The organism is Pseudobutyrivibrio sp. OR37, assembly GCF_900113655.1.
Classification (GTDB): domain Bacteria; phylum Bacillota; class Clostridia; order Lachnospirales; family Lachnospiraceae; genus Pseudobutyrivibrio.
In genome coordinates this window covers 1-6,739 of sequence record NZ_FOQF01000056.1, presented here as the reverse complement: position 1 = coordinate 6,739, position 6,739 = coordinate 1, and the positions used below count along the sequence as shown (strand labels likewise).

The 6,739-nt window shown below is 39.1% G+C and carries 5 protein-coding genes; all 5 read left to right on the top strand.

Features of this window, described 5'->3' with window-relative positions; all coding sequences use genetic code 11:
- The first annotated feature begins 176 nt into the window (after window positions 1–176).
- The 5 genes from BM097_RS15530 to radA all read left to right on the top strand — a co-directional run bounded on the left by BM097_RS15530 (window position 177) and on the right by radA (window position 6,343).
- Complete coding sequence (locus BM097_RS15530) at window positions 177–371, top strand: hypothetical protein (protein WP_090552521.1); 195 nt, start codon at window positions 177–179, stop codon at window positions 369–371.
- Window positions 372–494: 123 nt separating this feature from the next.
- Window positions 495–1,931, top strand: coding sequence for a hypothetical protein (locus BM097_RS15525; protein ID WP_090552518.1), 1,437 nt, complete (start codon window positions 495–497; stop codon window positions 1,929–1,931).
- A gap of 14 nt (window positions 1,932–1,945) precedes the next feature.
- Window positions 1,946–4,384: an ATP-dependent Clp protease ATP-binding subunit gene (locus BM097_RS15520; protein WP_090552514.1), complete on the top strand. Its 2,439-nt coding sequence runs from the start codon at window positions 1,946–1,948 to the stop codon at window positions 4,382–4,384.
- 94 nt (window positions 4,385–4,478) lie between these two features.
- Entirely contained in the window at window positions 4,479–4,892 is a 414-nt protein-coding gene (locus BM097_RS15515) for an endosialidase (RefSeq protein WP_090552510.1), read from the top strand.
- A gap of 65 nt (window positions 4,893–4,957) precedes the next feature.
- Complete coding sequence (gene radA, locus BM097_RS15510; protein ID WP_090552507.1) at window positions 4,958–6,343, top strand: DNA repair protein RadA; 1,386 nt, start codon at window positions 4,958–4,960, stop codon at window positions 6,341–6,343.
- Window positions 6,344–6,739 lie beyond the last annotated feature (396 nt).

The window sequence follows — 6,739 nt, the reverse complement described above, 5'->3', positions numbered from 1 at the left end:
ATAGGATAATTATAGAAGACTATAACTAAGAGATAAACCCCCACCCCTCATGATTGAGGGGCAGGGGAGTTGAGTAGGCGTAGCCTATTTTTTATGCCTTATTATTCTTAGTGTCCATAATTATGTACGTAGTGGCGTGATATTCTCTTATCATAAACAAACAGGAGGTGTTTTTTATGAAAAAGAGATTAGACCGAGACATGATTATTTCATTAGCAGTAGTTTCGTTGCTTAGTAGTACCGCAGTAGTATTCTTTCTTTTATTCCTATTCGACATACAAATTTCACAAGCTAATTTAGCCGGCGTAATTGGCTCATATTCAGGGCTTTCCAGCTCAATTTGGTTGATTTTACTTTGTAGAAATTGTTGACTATGTATAGTGGGTTACCTATAATTAAATTATCTATATATAGTATCTTGCAAGCACTGCAAATATAAATATTGTAGGTTGCATAGAAGATTTTAGCTATATGATTTAAGGAAGGTAATGATTATGAGTAAATGGAATAAAAGGTTTTTTAATGCAGTTTTAGTTATTACGTTGGTTTTTGCATTTAATATAATAGCTTTTGCCCAGGGAACAACTAAAATTTCTGTATCTAAAAATTCAGTAGCGGTAGGAGATTCAATTACAGTATCAGTTTCCGGCTCAGAAAAGGGCTCTATTACCGTAAAATACACATCTAGTATGCTCAATCTTACTAGCTGTAGTGTTTCAGGTTATACCACTGAAGGTAATTCAGTGACTTTTTCAGGTACATCAGGGGATATTGTATTTAACGCCACAGCTGAAGGAACAGCTTCTATTATTGTTTCGTCTTCAGCTAATTCAGGTAGTAGCACTACTCTTTCAATAGGTGGCTCAGCCGCTGCAGAAGCTCCTGCTCAGGAAGAGGAAGCAGCAGAAGAAACAGCAGAGCCAGAGGCTGAAACCGCAGAAGCTCCAGCTGAAGAGCCACAAGTAGCACCTTCAGGTTCATCAGTTGGCACATTAAATTCCGACGGTGGTTTTGATATTGATGGCACAGCCTATGTTGTATCAGAACGCTACGCTGATTCAGAGATTCCATCTGGTTTTTCAAAGACAACTATTACAATTGGTAGCAGCACCTACAGCGAGCCATCTAATGGTTCAATCACTCTTGTATATTTAAAGCCTGCAGATAATACATCTGGCTCAGGTGTATTCTATTTATACAATGCAGATGCTGGAACAGTTTCGCCATTTTTGATGCTTGGTACTGCAAAGAACTATGTTATTATCTCAAATCCAGAGGCGCCTTTGTCATCAGCATTTCAGGCTACAAATGTTGAGGTAACTGGCGGTTCGGCACCAGCCTTTACAATAGATGGAGCAGAATTTTTCTACGTATATGGTACAAATCAGGATGGTGCTACAGGCTGGTTCTTATATGACAAGACCTACGGCACTGTTTCAAGAGTGGATGAATCAGCTCTTAGCTCTGGCTCTGATGCAGTATCAGGCGAGGTAGCGGAAGCTGGTGGTAATGACGATTCTGACAAATATATAGAAAAGCTTAATCTATATCGTAAGATTATTATGGGATTAATTATCCTTTGTGTAGTTTTATTATTCATTATTATCAACAAGGCTGTTAAGGGACGCGGCGAAGATGACGATGATTTTGATGGAGATGTATTTGCTAATGCTCCAAAGAAATCTGGAAAAAGACTTCCTCGTTCTATAGTTTTCGGTTCTCGTAACAAGGATGATGAAGAAGATTACGAGGATGAAGAAGACGAATCTGAAGAAGATGATGATGAATACGATGAAGATGAAGATTATTATGAGGAAGAGGACGAAGAATATGATGGTGAGCCACAAATATCTCGTGCTCGCTATGAATCTGAATCTTATGAGGCTAGAAGAGCATCTAGCTTAAATATGATGGATTTAAATGATCTATAAAGGAGTTAAAGAATATGGAATATTCTAGACAGGCAAAACGTGCCATCACTGGTGCATCCAAGCTTTCAAAGACCTTGAAGCATAGCTATGTTGGAACAGAGCATTTGTTAATTTCCATTATAGAGCAGGAAAATTCTCTTGCTGCCAAGGTTTTGAATTCCAATGGAGTAACAAAGGATTCTTTGCTAAAACTTGTTGAAGAATTAATATCTCCAGGTGGAGAAATTGCTCTTCAGGATCGTGATGGGTACACCCCTAAAATGGAGCAGCTTTTGGAGCATGCTGCAGATGAAGCCGATAAATGTAATTCTAAAACAATCGGAACAGAGCATTTGCTGCTTGCAATGATTCGTATGCAGGATTGTTCAGGAGCACGCTTACTTAATTCCCTTGATATTAACCCTCACAAGCTTTTCTCAGAGCTTGTAGCTGGAATGGGAGCAGAAGGAACTGTATACAAGGAAGAAATGCAGGCTATAAATAGCGGCAGAAAACGAAATGAAACCTCTTATCTTGAACAGTTTTCTAGAGATTTAACACTTCTTGCTGAAGATGGAGCACTTGATCCTATAGTTGGACGTGATTCTGAAATTCAGCGTGTAATACAGATTTTATCAAGACGTGGAAAGAACAATCCATGTCTTATTGGTGAGCCTGGTGTTGGTAAGACAGCCATCGTAGAGGGCCTTGCTGAACGTATCGTAGATGGTAATGTACCTGATTCAGTCAAAGATTTAAGAGTTTTATCTCTTGATTTATCTGGTATGGTAGCGGGCTCTAAATATCGTGGTGAATTTGAAGAGCGTATAAAAAAGGTTATCGCTGAGGTTATTGAAGAAGGTAATATTCTTTTATTTATCGATGAAATACATACTTTAATTGGTGCAGGTGGAGCAGAAGGAGCTATTGATGCCTCTAATATTCTTAAGCCAGCTATGGCTAGAGGTGAAATACAAATTCTTGGTGCGACCACTATCTCAGAGTATCGTAAATACGTAGAAAAGGACGCAGCCTTAGAGCGTCGTTTCCAGCCTGTTATGGTAGAAGAGCCTTCAGTGGAGGAAACAATAGATATCCTTAAGGGCATTAGACATCTTTACGAGGAGCATCATGGTATTACAATCCCTGATGAAGCAGTAGAGGCTTGTGTACATCTTTCAGAAAGATATATTGCAGATCGTTTCTTGCCAGACAAGGCAATCGACCTTATGGATGAGGCTGCAGCTGCAGTCAAGCTCAAGGAAGTAAAGATTGTTACAAAGGATGATTCCCTTGCCAACAGAATAGAAGATCTAGCTGAAGAAATGGAGCAGGCAATCATCGATGGAGATATCGCTTTAGCCAGCAGCCTTAAAGCAGAAAAAGACGAATTATCAGCAAAAAGAGCTGCAGAAGAAAAGCGCCTCAACAGACGTGCAAAAGCTAAACCAACAACTCTTACAGAAAATGATGTTGCCGCTGTTGTTGCACTTTGGACCAAGATTCCAGTGGCAAAGCTTACAGAACAGGAGTCTGTTCGTCTCAGAAAGATAGAAAGTATTCTTCACAAGCGTGTTATCGGCCAGGAGGAGGCAGTCTCTGCTGTAGCACGTGCAGTTAGAAGAGGTCGTGTAGGCCTTAAAGAAAAGGGAAGACCAATCGGTTCGTTCCTGTTCCTGGGCCCTACGGGTGTTGGTAAAACAGAAATATCCAAGGCTCTTGCTGAAGCTGTATTTGGAAACGAAAATTCCATGATTCGCGTAGATATGAGTGAATACATGGAAAAGCATTCAGTTTCTAAAATGATTGGTTCACCTCCAGGATACGTAGGCTACGAGGAAGGTGGTCAGCTTTCGGAAAAAGTTAGAAGAAACCCTTATTCAGTTATTCTTTTCGATGAGATTGAAAAGGCGCATCCGGATGTATTCAATGTTATGCTACAGATTCTGGATGATGGTCATGTAACTGATTCCCAGGGCCGTAAGGTTGATTTCAAAAATACAATCATTATCATGACCAGTAATGCTGGTGCAAAAGCTATCATTGAGCCTAAAAAGCTTGGTTTTTCTTCAAAGGAAGACGCAAACAAAGATTATGAATTTATGAAAAATGGTGTAATGGAAGAGGTAAAACGTATCTTCAAGCCAGAATTCTTAAATCGTATTGATGAAACTATCGTCTTCAGAGCCCTTACCAAGGACGATATGAAGGAAATTGCAGCTTTACAGGTTAAGCAATTTGCCAATAGATGCAAGGAACAAATGGACATTACTGTTACTATTCCGGCAACAGTCAAAACATGGATTGTAGATAAGTCCTTTGAGCCTAAATATGGTGCTAGACCTATCCGCCGTAAGATACAGACTGCATTAGAGGATGTTATGGCTGAAGATATTTTAGCAGGCAAAATCAAATCCTCTGATAAAGTCAAGGCTAAAGTTAAAAATGATGAAGTAGTTTTCGAAAAATGTTGATTTTTATTTTAAGTTTATTGTGAAAATCTGCCACCTTTGCTATAATCGATTTTAAGATAAGCTGCATAGTGCGGTGACTATAGGAGGAACAAAAATGGCTGTGATTAGTGAGTTGATTCGCAGTGAGGCAGATGGAACAATCAGCTTTGGGGACTACACATTGACTGATAAGAAGAAGCTTGAAGACTATAAGCATGATGGGGATTTGTACAAGGTAAAGACATTCTCTGATATTACAAAGCTCGAGAGAAATGGCATGTTTGTATATGAGTCTGTACCTGGTACAGCAGTTGAAAAATTCAATTGTACATCTGATTCGGTTTCATTTACAGTGGAGGGTAAGGAAGATGCAATGGTTACATTGGAGCTTGAGCCTGAAACTACTTATGACATCACTGTTGGTGGTAAAAGTGCAGGACAGATGAAGACAAACCTCGGTGGTAAGCTTAATCTTTCAGTTGAACTTGACCCAGGAGTAGCAGTTCTGGTAGAGGTAAAAAGAGTATAATTTAATGATTAATGTAAATCTTCCCACTACTCGGTGGGAAGATTTTTTGGTATAAGGAGTATGAAATGGCAAATAAAAAGGTATCTGTTTTTTTCTGTCAAGAATGTGGTAATGAGACGTCTAAGTGGTCTGGCCAATGTCCAGCTTGTGGCGCGTGGAACACACTTGTAGAGGAGACTATAGATAAGACTTCCGTAAAAGCTAGAGCAAAGGTAGCAGATGTTAAGCCAACCAAGCTTATAAATGTGACCGCCTCTAACGAGCAGAGAATGTCCACTACTCTAGAAGAATTTGATAGAGTCCTAGGTGGTGGAATAGTCCCTGGGTCTATGGTTCTTGTAGGAGGAGATCCAGGTATAGGTAAATCAACCTTGCTTCTGCAAACCTGCCAAAAGCTATGTCTATCCGGAATAAATGTCATGTATGTATCAGGAGAGGAATCTTTACAACAGATAAAAATTCGCGCAGATAGAATAGGCCAATTTAATGATAAGCTTGATTTATTGTGCGAGACTAGCCTGGATACAATAAAAGCTGTGGTAGAACGAGAAATGCCAACAGTTTTGATAATAGATTCAATTCAGACTATGTTTAATGAATCAGTAGGCTCAGCACCAGGTTCCGTTTCACAGGTTAGAGAGTCCACTAGTGTACTTATGAATATCGCCAAAGGAAAGGGCATAGCGGTATTTATAGTAGGACATGTTACAAAAGAAGGCACTGTGGCGGGCCCTAGAGTGCTTGAACACATGGTAGATACTGTCTTGTATTTTGAGGGCGATAGACATGCCTCTTATAGAATACTTCGTGGTGTTAAAAACCGTTTTGGTTCTACAAACGAGATAGGCGTATTCGAAATGAGAGATACAGGTCTAGAACAAGTAAAAAATCCATCAGCTGTAATGCTTGATGGTCGCCCAGAAAATGCTACAGGCTCAATAGTTACCTGCTCCATGGAAGGTTCTAGGCCTATATTGGTTGAAATACAGTCATTAGTTAGCAAGACAGCTTTTGAAATACCAAGGCGAATGGCTACCGGCTGCGATTATAACAGGGTAAATCTTTTAGTAGCCGTATTGGAGCGAATGAGAGACGCTAAAGCTAATAGAGCCTGCGGAATATTCTTAGGCCGATCTGATATATATGTTAATATTGCAGGAGGAATTCGAATAAATGAGCCAGCTATAGATTTAGCTATTGCTCTTGCTATTTATTCAAGCGAAAAGGAAATACCTGTAGGAGAGGATACAATAGTTTTCGGAGAAATAGGACTTTCAGGGGAAGTTCGCTCTGTGGCTATGGCGGAACAGAGAGTCAGTGAGGCGAAAAAATTAGGCTTTAAAAAGGCAATTATCCCAGCTTCAAACCTAGCAAGCGTTTCAGGTTTAAAAGGTATTGAGGTAATAGGTGTATCAAACGTAAAAGAGGCTGTGGATGCGATAGGACACTAGATAAATTCTAATTGCAAAAATAATTAGTACAATTCACACAATTTGAACGTTGTGTGAAAATAGATTTACTTTAGAAAAATCCTTGCTATTTGGTTGACAGTGCCCATTTTAGGTGATATTATAATCGAGCGCTGAGGGAACGAGGCGCTCAAGTGACTAAGGAAATTGATTAAATTGTAGATACAATTTATATCACCTAGAAATGCTTGAAAATAAAATAAAAAGTTGTTGACAAGATGGCTTCATCGTGATAATATAAACGAGTTGCTGTTGAGGGCAACAAAATAGAAGATTGATAACTGAACAGTGAAACAAACCTTGAATTAATACAAGTTTTTAGAAAACATGTATCCTTGAAATTCATTTAAGTTTCTTAATGAAACGAAACCTTTATTA

Coding starts and splice junctions, on each gene's coding strand:
- BM097_RS15520 (WP_090552514.1), top strand. CDS start 1,946: ATGGAATATTCTAGACAGGCAAAACGTGCCATCACTGGTGCATCCAAG.
- BM097_RS15530 (WP_090552521.1), top strand. CDS start 177: ATGAAAAAGAGATTAGACCGAGACATGATTATTTCATTAGCAGTAGTT.
- radA (WP_090552507.1), top strand. CDS start 4,958: ATGGCAAATAAAAAGGTATCTGTTTTTTTCTGTCAAGAATGTGGTAAT.
- BM097_RS15515 (WP_090552510.1), top strand. CDS start 4,479: ATGGCTGTGATTAGTGAGTTGATTCGCAGTGAGGCAGATGGAACAATC.
- BM097_RS15525 (WP_090552518.1), top strand. CDS start 495: ATGAGTAAATGGAATAAAAGGTTTTTTAATGCAGTTTTAGTTATTACG.